The organism is Streptococcus oralis subsp. oralis (assembly GCF_002096455.1).
Taxonomy (GTDB): domain Bacteria; phylum Bacillota; class Bacilli; order Lactobacillales; family Streptococcaceae; genus Streptococcus; species Streptococcus oralis_CY.
Map to the genome: position 1 here is coordinate 209,768 of NZ_NCUL01000007.1, position 20,027 is coordinate 229,794.

Consider the following 20,027-nt stretch of genomic DNA (forward strand, 5'->3'; position numbering starts at 1 on the left):
TCGTCTCCCCTCTTCTATTTTGTTTTTAAATAGGGGTTGAAACGAATTTCTGCTTCTATTTAAATACAAAATAAGGAGATCCTATCATGAATCTTTTGATTATGGGCTTACCTGGAGCAGGTAAGGGAACGCAAGCAGCTAAAATTGTGGAGCAATTCCACGTGGCACACATTTCAACTGGAGATATGTTCCGTGCTGCTATGGCTAATCAAACTGAAATGGGTGTACTTGCCAAGTCATATATTGACAAAGGTGAGTTGGTTCCGGATGAAGTTACAAATGGAATTGTTAAAGAACGCCTTTCTCAGGACGACATCAAAGAAACAGGTTTCTTGTTGGATGGTTACCCACGTACGATTGAACAAGCTCATGCCTTGGACAAAACATTGGCGGAACTTGGTATCGAACTAGAAGGCGTGATCAATATCGAAGTGAACCCAGATTGTCTCTTGGAACGTTTGAGTGGTCGTATCATCCACCGCGAAACAGGTGAAACCTTCCACAAAGTTTTCAACCCACCAGTTGACTATAAAGAGGAAGATTATTACCAACGTGAAGATGATAAACCTGAGACAGTGAAGCGTCGTTTGGATGTGAATATCGCCCAAGGTGAACCAATCATTGCTCACTACCGTGCCAAAGGATTGGTCCACGATATCGAAGGAAATCAAGATATCAATGATGTGTTCAAAGACATCGAAAAAGTATTGACAAATTTGAAATAAAGCGTTTTTCACACTTGCAAAAAATCGCTACAAATGTTATACTGAGATAGTCTGACTTATAATTGTTGTCTCTGTTTTCAGAGGCATCGAATCGAAATTTATGGAGGTGCTTTTGCGTGGCAAAAGACGATGTGATTGAAGTTGAAGGCAAAGTAGTCGATACAATGCCTAACGCAATGTTTACGGTTGAACTTGAAAATGGACATCAGATTTTAGCAACAGTTTCTGGTAAAATTCGTAAAAACTATATTCGTATTTTAGCGGGAGATCGTGTTACTGTCGAGATGAGTCCATATGACTTGACACGTGGACGTATCACTTACCGCTTTAAATAATCGAAAAACTTGGAGGGATAAGAAATGAAAGTAAGACCATCGGTCAAACCAATTTGCGAATACTGTAAAGTAATTCGTCGTAATGGTCGTGTTATGGTAATTTGCCCAGCAAATCCAAAACACAAACAACGTCAAGGATAAGATAGAAAGGAGAAAAAATGGCTCGTATTGCTGGAGTTGACATTCCAAATGACAAACGCGTAGTAATCTCATTGACTTACGTTTATGGTATCGGACTTGCAACATCTAAGAAAATTTTGGCTGCTGCTGGAATCTCAGAAGATGTTCGTGTACGTGACCTTACATCAGATCAAGAGGATGCTATCCGTCGTGAAGTGGATGCAATCAAAGTTGAAGGTGACCTTCGTCGTGAAGTAAACTTGAACATCAAACGTTTGATGGAAATCGGTTCTTACCGTGGTATTCGTCACCGTCGTGGACTTCCTGTCCGTGGACAAAACACTAAAAACAACGCTCGCACTCGTAAAGGTAAAGCTGTTGCGATTGCTGGTAAGAAAAAATAATATAGGAGGTAAAAGTCTTGGCTAAACCAACACGTAAACGTCGTGTGAAAAAGAATATCGAATCTGGTATTGCTCATATTCACGCTACATTTAATAACACTATTGTTATGATTACTGATGTGCATGGTAATGCAATTGCTTGGTCATCAGCTGGTGCTCTTGGTTTCAAAGGTTCTCGTAAATCTACACCATTCGCTGCTCAAATGGCTTCTGAAGCTGCTGCTAAATCTGCACAAGAACACGGTCTTAAATCAGTTGAAGTTACTGTAAAAGGTCCAGGTTCTGGTCGTGAGTCAGCTATTCGTGCGCTTGCTGCCGCTGGTCTTGAAGTAACAGCAATTCGTGATGTGACTCCAGTGCCACACAATGGTGCTCGTCCTCCAAAACGTCGCCGTGTATAATCATCGCATTACACTGCTTTTCGTTTAAGAGGGAGTAACTAAATGATTGAGTTTGAAAAACCAAATATAACAAAAATTGATGAAAATAAAGATTATGGCAAGTTTGTAATCGAACCACTTGAACGTGGCTACGGTACAACTCTTGGTAACTCTCTTCGTCGTGTACTACTAGCTTCTCTACCAGGAGCAGCAGTGACATCTATCAACATTGAAGGTGTCTTGCATGAGTTCGACACAGTTCCAGGTGTTCGTGAAGACGTGATGCAAATCATTCTGAACATTAAAGGGATTGCAGTGAAATCATACGTTGAAGACGAAAAAATCATTGAACTTGACGTTGAAGGTCCTGCTGAAATTACAGCTGGAGACATTTTGACTGACAGTGATGTTGAGATTGTAAATCCAGATCATTATCTCTTTACAATCGGTGAAGGTTCTTCTCTAAAAGCGACAATGACTGTTAACAGTGGTCGTGGATATGTACCTGCTGATGAAAACAAAAAAGATAATGCACCAGTTGGAACACTTGCTGTAGATTCTATTTATACACCAGTTACAAAAGTCAACTATCAAGTTGAACCTGCTCGTGTAGGTAGCAATGATGGATTTGACAAATTAACCCTTGAAATCTTGACTAATGGAACAATTATTCCAGAAGATGCTTTAGGGCTTTCAGCACGTATCTTGACAGAACATCTTGATTTGTTTACAAATCTTACTGAGATTGCTAAGTCAACTGAAGTGATGAAAGAAGCTGATACTGAATCTGACGATCGTATTTTGGATCGTACGATTGAGGAACTGGACTTGTCTGTGCGTTCATACAACTGTTTGAAACGTGCCGGTATCAACACTGTGCATGATTTGACAGAAAAATCTGAAGCAGAGATGATGAAAGTACGAAATCTTGGACGCAAGAGTTTGGAAGAAGTGAAACTCAAACTCATTGACTTGGGTCTTGGATTAAAAGATAAATAAAGGAGGAATACATGGCTTACCGTAAACTAGGACGCACTAGCTCACAACGTAAAGCAATGCTTCGCGATTTGACAACTGACCTTTTGATCAACGAATCAATCGTGACAACTGAAGCTCGTGCTAAAGAAATCCGTAAAACTGTTGAAAAAATGATTACTCTAGGTAAACGTGGTGATTTGCATGCACGTCGTCAAGCAGCTGCTTTCGTACGTAATGAAATCGCATCTGAAAACTATGATGAAGCAACTGATAAGTACACTTCTACTACAGCACTTCAAAAATTGTTCTCAGAAATCGCACCTCGTTATGCTGAACGTAACGGTGGATACACTCGTATCCTTAAAACTGAACCACGTCGTGGTGATGCTGCGCCAATGGCGATCATCGAATTAGTATAAAATCATCAATTTTGTTGAGTGTTATGATGATGGAGTCTTGTGCTCTTAGTCTAGCTCTGGTCTACCGCTGGGACTTCGGTCCTAGCGGGAACACTCATCATCATTTGATAGGGTAGACGCTTGTTTACGAAATTGTTTTTTTCTTAAGAACAATTTCGTAAGCAGGCGTTTTTTAGTATTTTCTATGGAAATATGCTATACTAGGAAAAAAGAAAATCAAAAACGTTCAGGTTTTCTAAAAATCGTAGAAATGGGGTATAAGGATGAAGGCTATTATTACAGTGGTTGGTAAGGACAAGGCTGGGATCGTTGCAGGCGTGTCTACTAAGATTGCAGAGTTGGGTTTGAATATTGACGATATTTCTCAGACGGTGTTGGATGAATATTTTACTATGATGGCGGTCGTTTCTAGTGACGAAAAACAGGATTTCACTTATCTACGAAATGAGTTTGAAACTTTCGGTCAGACCTTGAATGTCAAAATCAATATTCAAAGTGCGGCGATTTTTGACGCTATGTATAATATCTAGGAGGTGGCTATGGATATTAGACAAGTTACAGAAACCATTGCCATGATCGAGGAGCAGAACTTCGATATCAGAACCATCACCATGGGGATTTCCCTTTTGGACTGTATTGATCCAGATATCAATCATGCTGCTGAAAAGATTTACCAAAAAATTACCACTAAAGCTGCAAATCTAGTGGCTGTAGGAGATGAAATTGCTGCAGAACTTGGGATTCCTATTGTTAATAAACGGGTATCGGTGACTCCGATTTCTTTAATTGGTGCTGCGACTGATGCGACAGACTATGTTGTTTTGGCAAAGGCTCTTGATAAGGCTGCCAAGGAGATTGGTGTTGACTTTATTGGTGGATTCTCTGCCTTGGTACAAAAAGGCTACCAAAAAGGAGATGAGATTCTCGTCAATTCTATCCCACGCGCTCTAGCTGAGACCGACAAGGTTTGTTCGTCTGTTAACATTGGCTCAACTAAGTCAGGCATCAACATGACTGCAGTTGCAGATATGGGACGTATCATCAAGGAAACAGCGAACTTATCAGATATGGGTGCGGCCAAGTTGGTCGTATTTGCTAATGCTGTTGAGGACAATCCTTTTATGGCAGGGGCCTTTCATGGTGTTGGCGAAGCAGATGTTATCATCAATGTCGGGGTTTCGGGTCCTGGTGTGGTCAAGCGTGCCTTGGAAAAGGTTCGTGGACAGAGCTTTGATGTAGTAGCGGAAACAGTCAAGAAAACGGCCTTCAAGATTACTCGTATCGGTCAGCTGGTTGGACAAATGGCGAGTGAACGCCTTGGTGTTGACTTTGGAATTGTCGATCTAAGCTTGGCGCCAACTCCTGCAGTTGGTGATTCTGTGGCACGTGTCCTTGAGGAAATGGGCCTAGAAACAGTTGGTACGCATGGGACGACGGCTGCCCTCGCTCTTTTGAATGACCAAGTTAAGAAGGGCGGAGTGATGGCTTGTAACCAAGTCGGTGGCTTGTCAGGTGCTTTTATCTCCGTTTCTGAAGATGAGGGGATGATTGCTGCGGTGCAAGATGGTTCTCTGAATTTAGAGAAACTAGAAGCCATGACGGCTATCTGTTCAGTTGGACTGGATATGATTGCCATTCCAGAAGATACGCCTGCTGAAACCATTGCGGCTATGATTGCAGATGAGGCGGCAATCGGTGTTATTAACATGAAAACAACGGCTGTCCGTATTATTCCAAAGGGCAAGGAAGGCGATATGATTGAGTTTGGTGGCTTGCTAGGGACAGCTCCAGTAATGAAGGTCAACGGGGCTTCGTCTGTTGATTTCATCTCTCGCGGTGGGCAAATCCCAGCTCCAATCCATAGTTTTAAAAATTAATAAAAAAGCGAGAGGATTTAAGTTGAGTTTAAGGATGACTGTGTATACTATAATCATTAAATAAAGACCTCCTAACTTTATTTAATAGAAATCCTAAACTTTTTCATAATAATCTCCTAGGGAAGCTACCATGAGGGTAGCTTTTCTTTTGGGTAATTTACAAATGTTGGCTTTGCTTTTGAAAGCCAAATATTTCTTTGATCCATGATATAATAGAAGAAAATGGAGGATAGAAAATGTCTAAAGTAAGATTGTACTTGGTCCGTCATGGGAAAACGATGTTTAACACAATTGGACGTGCTCAAGGATGGAGTGATACACCTCTGACTGCAGAAGGTGAGTTGGGAATCCATGAACTGGGAATTGGCTTGAGAGAGTCTGGTTTACAATTTGATCGCGCTTATTCCAGTGATTCAGGGCGCACCATTCAAACTATGGGAATTATCCTAGAAGAACTTGGCCTGCAGGGGAAAATCCCTTACCGCATGGACAAGCGCATCAGAGAGTGGTGCTTTGGTAGTTTTGATGGGGCCTATGATGGGGACCTCTTTATGGGCTTGATTCCGAGAATTTTCAATGTAGACCATGTTCATCAGTTGTCCTATGCAGAGCTAGCAGAAGGTCTAGTTGAGGTTGATACTGCAGGCTGGGCTGAAGGTTGGGAAAAACTCAGTGGTCGAATCAAGGAAGTCTTTGAAGCAATTGCCAAAGAAATGGAAGAACAAGGTGGGGGCAATGCTCTCGTCGTAAGCCATGGAATGACCATTGGTACCATTGTTTATCTAATCAATGGCATGCATCCGCATGGTCTAGATAATGGTAGCGTGACGATCCTTGAATATGAGGATGGCCAGTTTAGTGTAGAAGTTGTTGGCGACCGTAGCTATCGAGAACTGGGACGTGAGAAGATGGAAGAGACAAATAATCAATAGAAGTTAGCTCCGATTAGGAGCTAACTTTTTTTCCTGTTAAATAAGTTGGATTTGCGACCCAGTATTTCTTGTTATCCAAGTCTAAAAGAACATTTCTCGTCTTTCAAATTCCCTCAAAAATGGTATAATAGTAACATCACAAAATTGGAGAGAGACCATGAGTTTTTACAATCATAAAGAAATTGAGCCTAAGTGGCAGGGCTACTGGGCAGAACATCATACATTTAAGACAGGAACAGATGCATCAAAACCGAAGTTTTATGCTCTCGACATGTTCCCATATCCTTCAGGAGCTGGATTGCACGTAGGACACCCAGAAGGCTACACAGCGACTGATATCCTTAGCCGTTACAAACGTGCGCAAGGCTACAATGTCCTTCACCCAATGGGTTGGGATGCCTTTGGTTTGCCTGCAGAGCAATACGCTATGGATACGGGGAATGACCCGGCAGAATTTACAGCGGAAAACATTGCCAACTTCAAACGTCAAATCAATGCGCTTGGATTCTCTTACGACTGGGATCGTGAAGTCAACACAACAGATCCAAACTACTACAAATGGACTCAGTGGATCTTCACCAAGCTTTACGAAAAAGGTTTAGCTTATGAAGCGGAAGTGCCAGTAAACTGGGTTGAGGAATTGGGGACGGCCATTGCCAACGAAGAAGTCCTTCCTGACGGAACTTCTGAGCGTGGAGGCTATCCAGTTGTCCGCAAACCGATGCGCCAATGGATGCTTAAAATCACTGCCTATGCGGAGCGTTTGCTTAATGACTTGGATGATCTTGACTGGCCAGAGTCTATCAAGGACATGCAACGCAACTGGATTGGTAAATCAACTGGTGCTAATGTAACTTTCAAAGTGAAAGGGACTGACAAGGAATTTACCGTCTTTACGACACGTCCAGATACCCTTTTCGGTGCGACTGTCACTGTATTGGCGCCTGAGCATGATTTGGTAGATGCTATCGTCAGTCCAGAACAAGCTGAAGCCGTAGCAGACTACAAACACCAAGCTAGCCTCAAGTCAGACTTGGCTCGTACCGACCTTGCTAAGGAAAAAACAGGGGTTTGGACGGGTGCTTATGCCATCAACCCTGTCAATGGCAAGGAAATTCCAATCTGGATCGCTGACTATGTTCTTGCTAGTTATGGAACAGGTGCTGTCATGGCTGTGCCTGCCCATGACCAACGTGACTGGGAATTTGCCAAACAATTTGACCTTCCAATCGTAGAAGTGCTTGAAGGTGGAAACGTTGAAGAAGCTGCCTACACAGAAGACGGTCTTCACGTCAACTCTGATTTCCTAGATGGACTGAACAAAGAAGAAGCGATTGCTAAAATTGTAGCTTGGTTGGAAGAAAAAGGTTGTGGTCAAGAGAAGGTTACCTACCGTCTCCGCGACTGGCTCTTTAGCCGTCAACGTTATTGGGGTGAACCAATCCCAATCATTCATTGGGAAGATGGGACTTCAACAGCAGTTCCTGAAAATGAATTGCCACTTGTCTTGCCAGTCACCAAGGATATCCGTCCTTCAGGTACTGGGGAAAGCCCATTGGCTAACTTGACCGACTGGCTTGAAGTGACGCGTGAAGATGGTGTCAAAGGTCGTCGCGAAACCAATACGATGCCACAATGGGCTGGTTCAAGCTGGTACTACCTCCGCTATATTGACCCACACAATACTGAAAAATTGGCTGATGAGGACCTTCTCAAACAATGGTTGCCAGTGGATATCTACGTGGGTGGTGCAGAGCACGCTGTACTTCACTTGCTTTACGCTCGTTTCTGGCATAAATTCCTCTATGATATCGGTGTTGTTCCGACTAAGGAACCATTCCAAAAACTCTTTAACCAAGGAATGATTTTGGGAACAAGCTACCGTGACCACCGTGGAGCTCTTGTAGCGACTGATAAGGTTGAAAAACGTGACGGTTCTTTCTTCCATGTGGAAACAGGAGAAGAGTTGGAGCAAGCACCAGCCAAGATGTCTAAATCGCTCAAGAACGTTGTCAACCCAGACGATGTGGTGGAACAATATGGTGCTGATACCCTTCGTGTTTATGAAATGTTCATGGGGCCACTTGACGCTTCCATCGCTTGGTCAGAAGAAGGTCTGGAAGGAAGCCGTAAATTCCTTGACCGTGTTTACCGTTTGATTACAAGTAAAGAAATCGCTGCGGAAAATAATGGCGCTCTTGACAAGGTCTACAATGAAACAGTTAAATCTGTTACTGAGCAAATCGAATCCATGAAATTCAACACAGCCATTGCCCAACTTATGGTCTTTGTCAACGCTGCTAATAAGGAAGACAAACTCTATGTGGACTACGCCAAAGGCTTTATCCAATTGATTGCCCCATTTGCACCTCACTTGGCAGAAGAACTCTGGCAAACTGTTGCTGCAACAGGTGAGCCCATCTCTTATGTAGCTTGGCCAATTTGGGACGAAAGCAAATTGGTTGAAGACGAAATCGAAATCGTCGTCCAAATTAAAGGAAAAGTTCGTGCCAAACTCATGGTCGCTAAAGACCTGTCACGCGAAGAATTACAAGAAATTGCTCTCGCTGACGAAAAAGTCAAAGCGGAGATTGACGGTAAGGAAATCGTGAAAGTGATTGCGGTACCTAACAAACTCGTCAATATCGTTGTTAGATAAGAAATGAATCCTTCAGAGTAGAATCTGGAGGATTTTTAAATTGGATTATGCTATAATAGTCCCAACTAAGATAAAAACACAGTTCTGGTTGGTAGTCCAGACGTAGGCAAGCCTATCAGTAACCTTCCTCCTTGGTTGTCCATTCTTAGGGATAGATTTAAGGAGGTGCTGTCATGGAAATCGTTTCAATTGGCTTGACAGTTTATTTTGAAGATGGTTTTTGGCATGGATTGTTTGAACAAGAGTACGAGGGAACTTATCAAGTTTGTCGAGTGACATTTGGTCAGGAACCAAAAGAGGATGAAATTTTGAAACTTTTACAGACTCAGTTTGTTCGGTTGTCTTTTAGTCCAGAGGCAACAGTCAAACAGCATGTGAAGATTAAGAATCCGAAGCGTCTGCAGCGAGCTGTAAAGAAACAGGTGAAGCAGAAAGTTTCTTCTAAGTCACAAGAGCTCTTGCAGTTGCAGTATGACGAACGAAAAAAGTATTCAAAACAACAGTCTAGTCTCCAAAAGCAATTGCTCAAGCAAGAGAAATTTGAACGCAAACAGCAAAAACGTAGAGAGAAGCACAAGGGTCACTAGTGACTCTCTCTTTCATAAAAAAGAACAGCTCTTCTTGGATAACAAGAGCTGTTTTTGCTTGTATTGAAGATTTCTTTCCTAATAGATAGACTTATCGTTAATGGCAGTTTCAAATTTAGGACCATACTTGCTTGCTTCAAATTCAATCCTGCCCCATTCAGCATTTTCATTTTACTAGAAGGGAGTGTGTGCCATTATTTCTGATTCATTTTTTATTGTTTGGTTTAGCGAGAACAATACTATTGACTCCTGGATTTTTCTGCCGGATGCTATAAAACATCTCTTTTATAGCGTATGTTTAAAAATATAATGTATGGTTGTAAGTGTTTTTCAACTTCCTCTAGTGATTCGATAGGAGAAAAACGAGCCTGCTCTACTTTAATTTAACCCCCATTATTTTACCACTTGGCCTTTCATTTTAACTGCTTATCTCAAAAGTCGATTTTTCTTTCATTCTTTTTGTTAAACTAGTGTGGTTAAGAGGAGGAAAAAATATGATTTTACAAGCTAAACATTTGACTAAACGGTACGGCAATCACATGGCTGTCGATGATATTCAGTTAGAGTTTGAAAAAGGAAGTTTCAATGCTATTTTGGGACCCAATGGTGCAGGGAAATCAACCACTATTTCCATGTTAATCGGTTTGAAAAATCCGACACAAGGTCAGATTCGATATGCGCCAAATACGAAAATCGGAGTGGTTTTTCAAGCTAGTGTACTGGATGAGATGTTGACGGTTAGGGAAAATCTCACGATTCGTGCTCAACAGTATAAGGAGATTGCGGCAAGTCGTGTGGATGATTTGATCCATCAACTGGGTTTGACTGCTTTCCAGAAACAACTCTATGGAACCTTGTCAGGTGGGCAAAAACGTCGGGTTGATATTGCGCGTGCTCTTCTTTCGCGACCAGATATTCTTTTCTTGGATGAACCAACGACAGGTCTTGATATTCAAACTCGCAAATCCATCTGGGATCTACTGTATCGACTACAAAAGGATGAAGGGATGACTATTATCTTAACGACTCATTATCTGGATGAAGCAGATGAAGCGGATCAGATCTATATCGTTGATCATGGGAAAGTGATTGCGCAAGGTTCTGCGATTGCTATTAAAAGTCAGTATGCATCTAATGTCCTAAAAATTCGTTTTAAGGAAATGAAGGATCTAGAAAAATTGCTACAGACTGGAATGACAGTCGAGGAAGAAAATGAGATGGAATATCTTTTTTATCCAAGGACATCACAGGAAGCCATTGAATATTTGGCAAAAGTTCGAGAAGAAATTGATTCTTTTGAGTTTCGTTCGGGTACTATGGATGATGCCTTTATTGCACTTACAGGAAGAGAGGTTCGCTAATGCTAGCTTTATTGAAACGGAATTTTATCTTATATTTTCGTAATCGTTCGGGAGTATTTTTCTCATTATTGGGGGCATTGATTTCCTTCCTCCTTTATATCATTTTTTTGCAGAAGAATTTGACGGATTCTTGGTCCCAACTCCCTAATAGTACGAACCTTTTAAATAACTGGCTGATGGGTGGGACGTTGGCTGTGACTGGGATGACAACCAGTTTTACGGCTCTTAAACAAATGGTACAGGACCGCGAAAATCAAGTGGATCAAGATCTCTTCTTGACTGATTTAGGCAACTGGGGCTTACAGGCGTCCTATCTAATCAGTAGTATTGTCATTTCTTTTGTCATGCAGGTGTTTATGTATGCTGTTATGAGTTTTTATTTTAAAGAGAGCCCAGTTATCAGCCATTTACCGGAAATCGCTTTGATTATGTTGTTAAGCAGTCTGCTTTCAAGTTTGGTAAATGTTCTCTTGATTTACCGTTTTCAATCTGTAGATAGCCTTGGTAAACTGGCAACGATAGTGGGAACTGCTTCTGGATTTTTAGTAGGAACTTATATCCCCATTGGAGTATTACCTGATTCTGCACAGCTTTTCATGAAATGTACCCCTGCCACTTATATTGCTTCTCTCTATCGACAAGTCTTAATGAAAGAGCGATTAGAGACCGCATTTTCAGGAAATAACAGTCTGTTACAGGAATTTCAAGAAAAAATGGGAATCCAAATCAACTGGCAAGAACTATTGACAAAGGAAGAAACATACTTTATAGTGGTTATTATCAGTCTCGTCGCTATTCTTCTTTGGATGTTATTTGTTAAAGTGTTTAGCAAGAGAAAATAAAGATGTATTGGAGAGAAAATGAAGATTCGTTTTGAAATGAAGACAGAGTTTTCAGAAAAAGACCCACACATTTTAATTCAGGCAGCTCAGTTAACTGACCAAGCAAGAGAAGTCATGGAGTATTTAGAACAATTTTCAACGACTAATCAGGTGGTCATTCCTATTCGAACGGATGATCATCTGGTTATGGTGAAAATTGAGGATCTTATTCTAGCAGATATCGATAAGAATTTGTTGACCATTTATACGGTAGATGGGATTTATAAAACTAAGGAAACATTGACAAACTTTCAGAATCGAATTAATCGACGTAACTTTATACAGATATCACGTCATTCAGTTATAAACATTGACCATTTAGAGTCATTATCGGATAGCTTTTCAGGGAACATGATGGCTAAAATGACTCGGGGTATCAAATCGAGTGTGAGTCGGAAATACGTTAAGTCCTTAATGGATTATCTAGGTTTATAGGAGAAAATCATGAAGCGATTGATTGCTTATTTTGTATCGGGAATGCGTACGGCCTCCTTTGTTTATTTGAGTTTGGTGTTATTGGCTCAGTTTTATTCAGGTATTACCTATCCCGCACCAACGACAAAAAATATTCTAGCTTTGTTTTTGATGAGTGGAATTATGGGGGTATTGACTTTAATCCTTGAAAGGCTAGAGTTTCTTGCTTATAGTATGCGTGTAGGAGTTCATTTGTTAGCGACAGCTACTATTTTAGTATTGACCTACCTATTTTTTGGCTGGGGTTCGGCATTGTTGAGTCCCTTGCTTTGGTTCTTTTTCTTATTAATTTATGGACTGATATGGTTGTACCAGATCTGGCAAACTCACAAGCTCACCCAACGAATTAATCAAGCCTTAGAAGATAAAAGAAAGAAAACAAATCACTAATGTAGTGTTGAGGATGAGGTTTGAGGAGAGCACCAGTTTCCATATAGAGCAAATTATGATATATTATTTTTAGCGTAAAACAAGGAGAAAAACAATGCCAGTAAATGAATATGGTCAGATAATTGGTGAGTCAATGGAAGGTTATACACCAGGTGAATTGCCTTCCATTGATTTCTTAGAAGGGCGCTACGCTCGGATAGAGGCTCTTTCGGTGGAAAAGCATGCGGAGGATTTATTAGCTGTTTATGGTCCGGATACTCCTCGGGAGATGTGGACCTATCTCTTTCAGGAACCAGTGGCAGATATGGAGGAACTGGTTACCGTCTTAAATCAGATGTTGGCTCGTAAGGACCGTTTTTACTACGTGATTATAGACAAGGCAACTGGTAAGGCTTTGGGAACTTTTTCTCTCATGCGCATTGACCAGAATAACCGAGTAATAGAAGTGGGAGCTGTCACTTTTTCTCCAGAACTCAGGGGAACACGTATAGGGACAGAGGCTCAATATCTCCTAGCTCGCTATGTTTTTGAAGAGCTTAACTATCGTCGCTATGAGTGGAAATGCGATGCTCTAAATCTGCCATCAAGACGAGCTGCGGAACGTTTGGGCTTTATCTATGAAGGCACCTTCCGCCAGGCAGTTGTTTATAAGGGGCGCACGAGGGATACGGATTGGCTCGCTATGATTGATAAGGACTGGCCTCAAGTTAAAGCTCGTTTGGAAACATGGTTGGCTCCTGAAAATTTTGATAAAAATGGACGGCAGTACAAGAGCTTGAGAGAATTCTAAGAGGTGTTGGGATGATAACTATTAGAAAGCAAGAAATCGTCAAGCTAGAGGATGTTTTGCATCTCTATCAGGCAGTTGGATGGACAAATTATACACATCAACCTCAGATGTTGGAGAAGGCCTTGTCTCACTCATTAGCGATTTATCTAGCACTTGATGGTGATGCTGTGGTGGGCTTGGTCCGTTTAGTCGGAGATGGTTTTTCATCGATTTTTGTCCAGGATTTGATCGTTTTGCCTAGCTATCAACGCCAAGGGATTGGTAGCGACTTGATGAAAGAGGCTTTAGGTGATTACAAAGATGCCTATCAAGTCCAACTAGTGACCGATCAGACAGAAAAAACCTTGGGATTCTATCGATCTCTGGGATTTGAAACCTTATCTACTTATGACTGTACAGGAATGATTTGGGTGGATAGAAAAAGATAAAAAAATATTTTTTCTTAAGTAAAGTTTAAGTATCCTCTTGTATCATATAGTTATTAAATAAAGACCTCCTAATACTCTTCGAAAATCTCATCAACCTTCGTTAGAGTCGACTTAGCTAACTATAGTTATGCTTGCGCCTATCTGCCTAGTCTGATTTCGATTTTCATTGAGTACCCTTTATTTAATGAAATCCCAAACTTTTCTTTTTCATCATAATCTCCTAAAGAAGTCACCCAATCAGGTGGCTTTTTATGACTTGGGGAGGAAAAATCCATTTGAAAAAAATTTTTTAAAAAATAATAAATCAGAGAAAAAGTTAAGTTAGCTTTAAGATTCATCTTGTATTATATAATCATTAAATAAAGACCTCCTAATACTCTTCGAAAATCTTACCATACTTCGTTAGAGTCGACTTAGCTAACTATAGTTATGCTTGCGTCTATCTGCCTAGTCTGATTTCGATTTTCATTGAGTACCCTTTATTTAATGAAATCCTAAACTTTTCTTTTTCATAATAATCTCCCTAATGAAGCCACCAAATTCGGTGGCTTTTTTGTTTGAAAAAACTCCTTAGAAAAGACTAAGGAGAAAGGATTATGTTTTCTTTTTAAGTTGTTGATTTCGATACTGTCTAGGTGTTAAATGATAGTGTTGCTTAAATTGACGGTTGAAGTTTGAAAGGTTGGTGAAACCGACCTGGCTTGCAATTTCTTGAATGCTGAGGTTGGTTTGGACGAGTTTCTCACAGGATTTTTCAAGACGTAATTGGAGCAGGTAGTCCATACAACTGGCTCCAGTATGTTGCTTGAAAATACTCATAAAGTGATTTTTACTATATCCAAATGTTGCAGCTAGTTGCTCGATATGAATGGCTTCTGAGTAGTGCTGTTCAAGGTAGCAAATCACTTCTTTTAGTTTTTGGTATTTTTGGTAGGTATCATCTGTATAGTGTCGATTGACGTATCTATACTTAAAGAGAAGATGAAGCAATTCGTATAGTTTAGATTTTATGAGTAGATCATAGTATATTCCTTTTTCTTCAAGGATAGAAAAGAGGGAAAGAAGGCAGGATTGAATTTGATCATAGGCCTTATCGCCTGGTGATATTTGAGGAGTGAGGCAAAAGTGACCAGAGTGGAGGGGTTGGATATAGCGTTGGCTAAAGCTGTTAATTTGACTTCTCCCAAGATAATCTAGATGAATCCGAAAGCTGGTAGAAAATAGTTCTTGATCTTTGTGAGAATAGATAGCATGGAGAGAGGTCGGTTGGATAAGAAAAATATCTCCTTCACGACTTTCAAAGCGTTCTGAGTTGATATGAACGATAGCAGAACCCTTTGTAACATAAATAATCTCTAGCTCAGGATGACAATGATAGATTGTGTCAGGAGACGTTTTGGATAGGATTTGTTTTTCAAAATCATATGGGAAGTCAGATGGGTTATCTCGTAAGAAACGTGAACGGTCTGCCATGGTAAATCCTCCCAATATTCTATTACTACTTTTATTATACCAAAAAAACTTCCTTATTTAGGAAGTTTTCGAGTTTTAAGCTTTCTTTTTCATATAAAAAATAGTAAGCATAAGTCCAATGAAGGCCAAAGCGATAGCAACATAAAAAGCTACACTATAATTTCCATTATTAGCCATTGCCATTTGAACAGCGACTTTGGGAGCGAAAAATGCTGCTAAAGAATATCCAGTGAAGACGATACCGTAGTTGACTCCTTGATTTGCAGGACCGTAATTTTCCATGACGATAGATGGGAAGACCCCCATAACACCACCAAAGCAGATACCAAGCCCAATAATTCCTAAGGTAAATCCGAATTGACCAGGAACGATAGTTAGGGAGAATAAAGCTAGGACAATGACAGAATAGATAATCAATAAGGTCTTTGAACGGCCGATTTTATCAGAAAGTGATCCCCAGATAAAACGACCACTAGAGTTTGCGATTGAATAAAGAGAGACATAGAGAGCTGCAGTGCCTGCAGAGAGTCCAAACATTGATTGACCGATTGGTGATGCTTGAGAGGCAATCATCAAACCAGAAAAGGCGCCAACAAAGAACATGCTAATGATAATGTAAAACAGAGGACTTTGTAGCATTTGTTTCCAGTTTTTATTAGTAAGTCCTTGCTTCGTTTGTACTGGAGCTTTCCAACCTGCTGGTTGGTAGCCACTTGGAGCTGCCTTGATAAAGAAAATTGCACAGATGATAACAACAATATAGACTAGCCCAATTGTACGAAAAGCAAAGAAGGCATCTTGTTGTTGAATGAGATTGCTTGCGACTGGAGAAGCGATGACTGCGGCAAATCCCATTCCGCCTGTCAGAATTCCAGAGGCTAAGCCACGTTTATCAGGGAAGAGACGAAGTGAATTGGAGAGGGCACCCGAATAGGCAAAACCTTGACCAAGCCCGGCCATTAATCCATAGGTCAAATAAAGCATGGCTGGTGAATTGGCATAGCCGGTTAAGTAAAATCCGCTAGCAAATAGAAGAGCGCCGAGGGCGATGGTCCATTTTACATAACCTTTGTCAACTAAATAACCTCCTAGAATCATGGGGATAGGGCCGATTGCAGAGTTGATAGCAAATGCTAACATAATATCAGACATGGACCAGCCTGTTGAACTGCTAAGTGGTCCGGCAAAAACAGAAAAGGAATAGACGGCACCTGTGCAAAGAAGAATGGCTGTAGACGCGACTAAAATCCTCCAACGATTGAATGTCTCTTTCATAAAAACATCCTCCTTAAATGTATATTTTTTCACCAAGACTATATCATAGTTAAGGAAGCTGGTCAATAGTTTAAGAAGATATTTTGTTAATTTTTTCACGAACTTGTACTAAAGTACGATAATCTGATAGAATAACACGGTCTTTATTATCAAGGATTTACAAGATTTTCTAAAGTAGTATAATGAAAGTAGATTAAATAAATGAAAGGGGTACCAAGATGAAACTAGTTGCTATCGTTGGAACCAATTCAGATCGCTCAACCAATCGGAAACTCTTGAAATTTATGCAAAAGCACTTTTCGGATAAAGCCGACATTGAGGTATTGGAAATCAAACAATTGCCAGCATTTAACGAACCTGAGGACAAGCAAGCGCCAGCTGAAGTTCAAGCTTTTTCAGAAAAAATTCTTGCCGCAGATGGTGTGATTATTTCAACACCTGAGTATGACCACACGATACCAGCACCTTTGGCCTCTGCTTTGGAGTGGATTGCTTATACCAGTCGTGCCTTGGTTAACAAACCAACTATGATTGTCGGAGCTTCTCTCGGTTTGCTAGGAACATCTAGAGCGCAGGCGCACTTGCGTCAGATTTTAGATGCGCCGGAGCTTAAAGCGAGAGTTATGCCTGGTACAGAGTTCTTTCTAGGTCATTCTGAGCAAGTCCTAGATGATGAGTGTCATTTGAACAATCCTGAAAAGGTTGCAGAACTAGAAGAACATTTTTCAGAGTTTCAAAATTTTGTTGAATTAACAAAAGCTTTGGTCAAACCAGAAGATACAAATCGTAAGAAATCTTTCATTTGGGAAGAATGGTTGAAAGCATAAGTATTTCAAGAAAGGAGAACAATCCATGAAATTAGTAGCTATTGTTGGGACTAATGCAAAAAAATCCTATAATCGCAACCTCTTGCAATTTATGAAAAGACATTTTGCTCAGAAAGCGGATATTGAGATTTTAGAGATAACAGATGTACCAATGTTCAATGAAACAGATGATCAAACAGATACACCTATTATTCAGAAGTTTAATCAAGCTATTTCAGAAGCTGATGGTGTCATTATCTCGACACCCGAGCACAATCATACGATTCCATCAAGTTTGAATAGCTTGCTCGAGTGGTTGTCTTTTAACATTCATCCGCTAGACGGAAAGCCGACAATGATTGTCGGAGCTTCTTACGATATTCAAGGTTCTTCACGTGCCCAACTTCATCTTCGTCAGATTCTGGATGCTCCTGGGGTAAATGCAACAGCTATGCCAGGTAGTGAGTTTTTACTTGGTCGAGCGCATCGAGCGTTTGATGACAATGGAGATTTGATTGATGAGCGAACCGTTGATTTCCTAGATAGTTGTTTTTATCGCTTCCTTCGCTTTGTATCCGTCGCAAACCAACTAAATCTTCCTGAAGAAGTCCGCTTTGAACCGGGGACTTACCATGTTACAACTGAAGGCCATAATGGTAAATTACCGATGGATGTCACGGTTTCGGAGGACCGTATTGAAAAAATTGAAATCGATTCTTCTGGGGAATCTTCAGGAATCGCAGATGTCGTCTTTACCCGTATTCCAGCAGAAATCATTGAGGGACAGACCTTGAACGTCGATGCGGTGTCAGGAGCTTCTGTGACTTCAAATGGTGTTTTAGATGGAGTTGCGCGTGCAGTCAAACAAGCCGGTGCAAATCCAGATGTTTTACGGAAACGTTCCAAAGCTCCATCAGCCTTAGATAAAGAAGATAAGACCTATCAGGCAGACGTTGTCATCGTCGGAGGTGGAGGAGCTGGTTTAGCTGCGGCTGCAGCAGTCTTACAAGCGGGTAAGAAGCCAATTGTTGTTGAGAAATTTCCTGCAATTGGAGGAAATACTGTTCGTGCAGGTGGTCCAATGAATGCACCAGATCCAGCATGGCAAGGAACCTTCGCAGCTCATCCAGGTGAGGCACATACGCTTCAAGAATTGATTGCGACAGATGAATCAACGATTGATCCAGAATATCTAGAGGACTTTAGAGCCTTGAAAGTTGAGGTTGAACAGTATTTGCAGAACCCGAGCTATTTGTTCGATTCTACCTTGCTCTATCGTATCCAAACCTATATCGGTGGGAAACGAAAAGATTTACAAGGAAATGAAATTCATGGCCAGTACGATTTAGTATCTGTCCTAACTGAGCGGGCTCTAGAGTCTGTTCGTTGGTTGGAAGACATCGGTGTTGAATTTGTTCGTAGTGAAGTGACAATGCCAGTTGGAGCCCTTTGGCGTCGTGGCCATAAGCCGGTTCAACCAATGGGGTATGCCTTTATATCCGTCCTACAAAAATATGTTCTAGAACATGGTGGCAAGATTTTGACAGATTCTCCAGTTAAAGAATTGCTTGTAAAAGACGGGGTTGTCAAGGGTGTCAGAGCAGAAGGTCGAAACGGTCAAACCATCATTGTCAATGCAGATGCCGTTGTTCTAGCTTCTGGAGGATTTGGTGCCAATACCAAGATGCTACAAAAATACAATACCTACTGGACTGAAATTGCAGATGATATTGCTACATCTAATACACCAGCTGTAACAGGAGATGGTATTCTTTTAGGGCAAAGTGTAGGTGCAGATTTGGTGGGTATGGGCTTTAGTCAAATGATGCCAGTATCCGATCCAGTGACAGGAGCCCTTTTCTCAGGACTTCAAGTTCCTCCAGCAAACTTCATCATGGTAAATACTGAAGGGAAGCGCTTTGTAGATGAGTACGGTAGCCGAGACAAGCTATCTCAAGCGGCGATTGATAATGGAGGCTTGTTCTATCTAATCGCAGATGAACGTATCAAGGAAACTGCCTACAATACTAGCCAAGAAAAAATCGATGCCCAAGTCAAAGCAGGTACTCTCTATCGTGCAGATACGATAGAAGAGTTGGCGGTTCAGATTGGTGTGGATCCACAAGTTCTAGTGGAAACGATTAAGAATTACAATTCCTATGTAGATGCAGGTTTTGATCCTGAATTTAATAAAGGTAGTTTTGATCTCAAGTGTGAGGTTGCGCCATTTTACGCAACACCAAGAAAACCAGCCGTTCACCATACAATGGGTGGACTCAAGATTGATACTTCAACACACGTTTTGAATGAAAACGGTCAGATTATCCCTGGTTTGTATGCTGCCGGAGAAGTCGCAGGTGGACTCCATGCAGGTAACCGTCTAGGAGGAAATTCACTTACGGATATCTTTACTTTTGGACGTATTGCAGGTCAAATAGCTGTTAAAGAAAATTGTTAGTGATTGATTTAAAAATTAAGGGAATTTTAAGTCTCCTTGTGTATTATATAATCATTAAATAAAGACCTCCTAATACTCTTCGAAAATCTCACCATACTTCGTTAGAGTCGACTTAGCTAACTATAGTTATGCTTGCGTCTATCTGCCTAGTCTGATTTCGATTTTCATTGAGTACCCTTTATTTAATGAAATCCTAAACTTTTCTTTTTCATAATAATCTCCCTAAAGAGGCCACCCAATCAGGTGGCTTTTTTGTTTGTGGCTTGGATTTTTGA

General features: G+C 40.8%; 23 protein-coding genes. 20 read left to right on the forward strand and 3 right to left on the reverse strand.

Annotated elements, in window-relative coordinates:
* Positions 1 to 86 precede the first annotated feature (86 nt).
* From B7720_RS03545 to B7720_RS03630, 18 genes are all read left to right on the forward strand, one after another.
* Complete coding sequence (locus tag B7720_RS03545; protein WP_001050433.1) at positions 87 to 725, forward strand: adenylate kinase; 639 nt, start codon at positions 87 to 89, stop codon at positions 723 to 725.
* 116 nt (positions 726 to 841) lie between these two features.
* Entirely contained in the window at positions 842 to 1,060 is a 219-nt protein-coding gene (gene infA, locus B7720_RS03550) for a translation initiation factor IF-1 (protein WP_001029883.1), read from the forward strand.
* Between the two features lie 24 nt (positions 1,061 to 1,084).
* Entirely contained in the window at positions 1,085 to 1,201 is a 117-nt protein-coding gene (gene rpmJ / locus B7720_RS03555; protein ID WP_001808836.1) for a 50S ribosomal protein L36, read from the forward strand.
* A 17-nt stretch (positions 1,202 to 1,218) separates the two neighbouring features.
* Positions 1,219 to 1,584 carry a 30S ribosomal protein S13 gene (gene rpsM / locus B7720_RS03560; protein WP_000090781.1) on the forward strand — a complete coding sequence of 122 codons (366 nt, stop codon included), beginning with the start codon at positions 1,219 to 1,221 and terminating at the stop codon, positions 1,582 to 1,584.
* Positions 1,585 to 1,601: 17 nt separating this feature from the next.
* Entirely contained in the window at positions 1,602 to 1,985 is a 384-nt protein-coding gene (rpsK, locus tag B7720_RS03565; RefSeq protein ID WP_001118385.1) for a 30S ribosomal protein S11, read from the forward strand.
* A gap of 42 nt (positions 1,986 to 2,027) precedes the next feature.
* Positions 2,028 to 2,963: a DNA-directed RNA polymerase subunit alpha gene (locus B7720_RS03570; RefSeq protein WP_007520800.1), complete on the forward strand. Its 936-nt coding sequence runs from the start codon at positions 2,028 to 2,030 to the stop codon at positions 2,961 to 2,963.
* 11 nt (positions 2,964 to 2,974) lie between these two features.
* The gene (gene rplQ, locus B7720_RS03575) at positions 2,975 to 3,361 is read left to right on the forward strand and encodes a 50S ribosomal protein L17 (RefSeq protein WP_000331493.1); all 387 of its coding nucleotides are present in this window, start codon (positions 2,975 to 2,977) and stop codon (positions 3,359 to 3,361) included.
* 263 nt (positions 3,362 to 3,624) lie between these two features.
* Positions 3,625 to 3,891 carry an ACT domain-containing protein gene (locus B7720_RS03580; RefSeq protein WP_000644111.1) on the forward strand — a complete coding sequence of 89 codons (267 nt, stop codon included), beginning with the start codon at positions 3,625 to 3,627 and terminating at the stop codon, positions 3,889 to 3,891.
* A 9-nt stretch (positions 3,892 to 3,900) separates the two neighbouring features.
* A complete protein-coding gene (locus B7720_RS03585) occupies positions 3,901 to 5,238 on the forward strand; it encodes a PFL family protein (RefSeq protein ID WP_084856547.1) in 1,338 nt (445 codons plus the stop codon).
* A 236-nt stretch (positions 5,239 to 5,474) separates the two neighbouring features.
* Positions 5,475 to 6,170 (forward strand): histidine phosphatase family protein, encoded by a 696-nt coding sequence (locus tag B7720_RS03590; protein ID WP_042902991.1) that lies wholly within the window; start codon positions 5,475 to 5,477, stop codon positions 6,168 to 6,170.
* A 157-nt stretch (positions 6,171 to 6,327) separates the two neighbouring features.
* Positions 6,328 to 8,829: a leucine--tRNA ligase gene (gene leuS / locus B7720_RS03595; RefSeq protein WP_084856549.1), complete on the forward strand. Its 2,502-nt coding sequence runs from the start codon at positions 6,328 to 6,330 to the stop codon at positions 8,827 to 8,829.
* Between the two features lie 173 nt (positions 8,830 to 9,002).
* Entirely contained in the window at positions 9,003 to 9,416 is a 414-nt protein-coding gene (locus B7720_RS03600) for a YjdF family protein (protein WP_042902989.1), read from the forward strand.
* Between the two features lie 494 nt (positions 9,417 to 9,910).
* A complete protein-coding gene (locus B7720_RS03605; protein WP_084856551.1) occupies positions 9,911 to 10,777 on the forward strand; it encodes an ABC transporter ATP-binding protein in 867 nt (288 codons plus the stop codon).
* Positions 10,777 to 11,619, forward strand: coding sequence for an ABC transporter permease (locus B7720_RS03610; protein ID WP_042902987.1), 843 nt, complete (start codon positions 10,777 to 10,779; stop codon positions 11,617 to 11,619). The genes B7720_RS03605 and B7720_RS03610 overlap by 1 nt, the downstream gene beginning before the upstream one ends.
* Before the next feature lie 18 nt (positions 11,620 to 11,637).
* Positions 11,638 to 12,093 carry a LytTR family DNA-binding domain-containing protein gene (locus tag B7720_RS03615; RefSeq protein WP_000701938.1) on the forward strand — a complete coding sequence of 152 codons (456 nt, stop codon included), beginning with the start codon at positions 11,638 to 11,640 and terminating at the stop codon, positions 12,091 to 12,093.
* A gap of 9 nt (positions 12,094 to 12,102) precedes the next feature.
* Positions 12,103 to 12,522 (forward strand): DUF3021 domain-containing protein, encoded by a 420-nt coding sequence (locus B7720_RS03620; protein ID WP_000825486.1) that lies wholly within the window; start codon positions 12,103 to 12,105, stop codon positions 12,520 to 12,522.
* A gap of 94 nt (positions 12,523 to 12,616) precedes the next feature.
* Positions 12,617 to 13,312 carry a GNAT family N-acetyltransferase gene (locus B7720_RS03625; RefSeq protein WP_042902986.1) on the forward strand — a complete coding sequence of 232 codons (696 nt, stop codon included), beginning with the start codon at positions 12,617 to 12,619 and terminating at the stop codon, positions 13,310 to 13,312.
* A gap of 11 nt (positions 13,313 to 13,323) precedes the next feature.
* Positions 13,324 to 13,740, forward strand: coding sequence for a GNAT family N-acetyltransferase (locus B7720_RS03630; RefSeq protein ID WP_042902985.1), 417 nt, complete (start codon positions 13,324 to 13,326; stop codon positions 13,738 to 13,740).
* A gap of 137 nt (positions 13,741 to 13,877) precedes the next feature.
* Here the strand turns inward: B7720_RS03630 and B7720_RS09650 are convergent, their stop codons facing one another.
* The 3 genes from B7720_RS09650 to B7720_RS03645 form a co-directional block, all read right to left on the reverse strand.
* The gene (locus tag B7720_RS09650; protein WP_084856553.1) at positions 13,878 to 14,078 is read right to left on the reverse strand and encodes a hypothetical protein; all 201 of its coding nucleotides are present in this window, start codon (positions 14,076 to 14,078) and stop codon (positions 13,878 to 13,880) included.
* A gap of 256 nt (positions 14,079 to 14,334) precedes the next feature.
* On the reverse strand, positions 14,335 to 15,213 hold the full coding sequence (locus B7720_RS03640; RefSeq protein ID WP_084856555.1) for an AraC family transcriptional regulator: 879 nt from the start codon (positions 15,211 to 15,213) through the stop codon (positions 14,335 to 14,337).
* A gap of 75 nt (positions 15,214 to 15,288) precedes the next feature.
* Positions 15,289 to 16,488 (reverse strand): L-lactate MFS transporter, encoded by a 1,200-nt coding sequence (locus tag B7720_RS03645; protein ID WP_084856557.1) that lies wholly within the window; start codon positions 16,486 to 16,488, stop codon positions 15,289 to 15,291.
* Between the two features lie 218 nt (positions 16,489 to 16,706).
* Here B7720_RS03645 and B7720_RS03650 point away from each other — a divergent pair, with 218 nt between their 5' ends.
* Positions 16,707 to 17,315, forward strand: a complete 609-nt coding sequence (locus B7720_RS03650; RefSeq protein ID WP_000779601.1) for an NADPH-dependent FMN reductase — start codon at positions 16,707 to 16,709, stop codon at positions 17,313 to 17,315.
* 25 nt (positions 17,316 to 17,340) lie between these two features.
* The gene (locus B7720_RS03655) at positions 17,341 to 19,752 is read left to right on the forward strand and encodes a flavocytochrome c (RefSeq protein WP_084856559.1); all 2,412 of its coding nucleotides are present in this window, start codon (positions 17,341 to 17,343) and stop codon (positions 19,750 to 19,752) included.
* Positions 19,753 to 20,027 lie beyond the last annotated feature (275 nt).

Coding starts and splice junctions, on each gene's coding strand:
- B7720_RS03615 (WP_000701938.1), top strand. CDS start 11,638: ATGAAGATTCGTTTTGAAATGAAGACAGAGTTTTCAGAAAAAGACCCA.
- B7720_RS03625 (WP_042902986.1), top strand. CDS start 12,617: ATGCCAGTAAATGAATATGGTCAGATAATTGGTGAGTCAATGGAAGGT.
- leuS (WP_084856549.1), top strand. CDS start 6,328: ATGAGTTTTTACAATCATAAAGAAATTGAGCCTAAGTGGCAGGGCTAC.
- B7720_RS03610 (WP_042902987.1), top strand. CDS start 10,777: ATGCTAGCTTTATTGAAACGGAATTTTATCTTATATTTTCGTAATCGT.
- B7720_RS03570 (WP_007520800.1), top strand. CDS start 2,028: ATGATTGAGTTTGAAAAACCAAATATAACAAAAATTGATGAAAATAAA.
- B7720_RS03630 (WP_042902985.1), top strand. CDS start 13,324: ATGATAACTATTAGAAAGCAAGAAATCGTCAAGCTAGAGGATGTTTTG.
- B7720_RS03645 (WP_084856557.1), bottom strand. CDS start 16,488: ATGAAAGAGACATTCAATCGTTGGAGGATTTTAGTCGCGTCTACAGCC.
- B7720_RS03605 (WP_084856551.1), top strand. CDS start 9,911: ATGATTTTACAAGCTAAACATTTGACTAAACGGTACGGCAATCACATG.
- rpsM (WP_000090781.1), top strand. CDS start 1,219: ATGGCTCGTATTGCTGGAGTTGACATTCCAAATGACAAACGCGTAGTA.
- rpmJ (WP_001808836.1), top strand. CDS start 1,085: ATGAAAGTAAGACCATCGGTCAAACCAATTTGCGAATACTGTAAAGTA.
- B7720_RS03655 (WP_084856559.1), top strand. CDS start 17,341: ATGAAATTAGTAGCTATTGTTGGGACTAATGCAAAAAAATCCTATAAT.
- B7720_RS03585 (WP_084856547.1), top strand. CDS start 3,901: ATGGATATTAGACAAGTTACAGAAACCATTGCCATGATCGAGGAGCAG.
- B7720_RS03580 (WP_000644111.1), top strand. CDS start 3,625: ATGAAGGCTATTATTACAGTGGTTGGTAAGGACAAGGCTGGGATCGTT.
- B7720_RS03640 (WP_084856555.1), bottom strand. CDS start 15,213: ATGGCAGACCGTTCACGTTTCTTACGAGATAACCCATCTGACTTCCCA.
- B7720_RS03620 (WP_000825486.1), top strand. CDS start 12,103: ATGAAGCGATTGATTGCTTATTTTGTATCGGGAATGCGTACGGCCTCC.
- B7720_RS03590 (WP_042902991.1), top strand. CDS start 5,475: ATGTCTAAAGTAAGATTGTACTTGGTCCGTCATGGGAAAACGATGTTT.
- B7720_RS09650 (WP_084856553.1), bottom strand. CDS start 14,078: ATGAATCTTAAAGCTAACTTAACTTTTTCTCTGATTTATTATTTTTTA.
- rplQ (WP_000331493.1), top strand. CDS start 2,975: ATGGCTTACCGTAAACTAGGACGCACTAGCTCACAACGTAAAGCAATG.
- B7720_RS03600 (WP_042902989.1), top strand. CDS start 9,003: ATGGAAATCGTTTCAATTGGCTTGACAGTTTATTTTGAAGATGGTTTT.
- B7720_RS03545 (WP_001050433.1), top strand. CDS start 87: ATGAATCTTTTGATTATGGGCTTACCTGGAGCAGGTAAGGGAACGCAA.
- B7720_RS03650 (WP_000779601.1), top strand. CDS start 16,707: ATGAAACTAGTTGCTATCGTTGGAACCAATTCAGATCGCTCAACCAAT.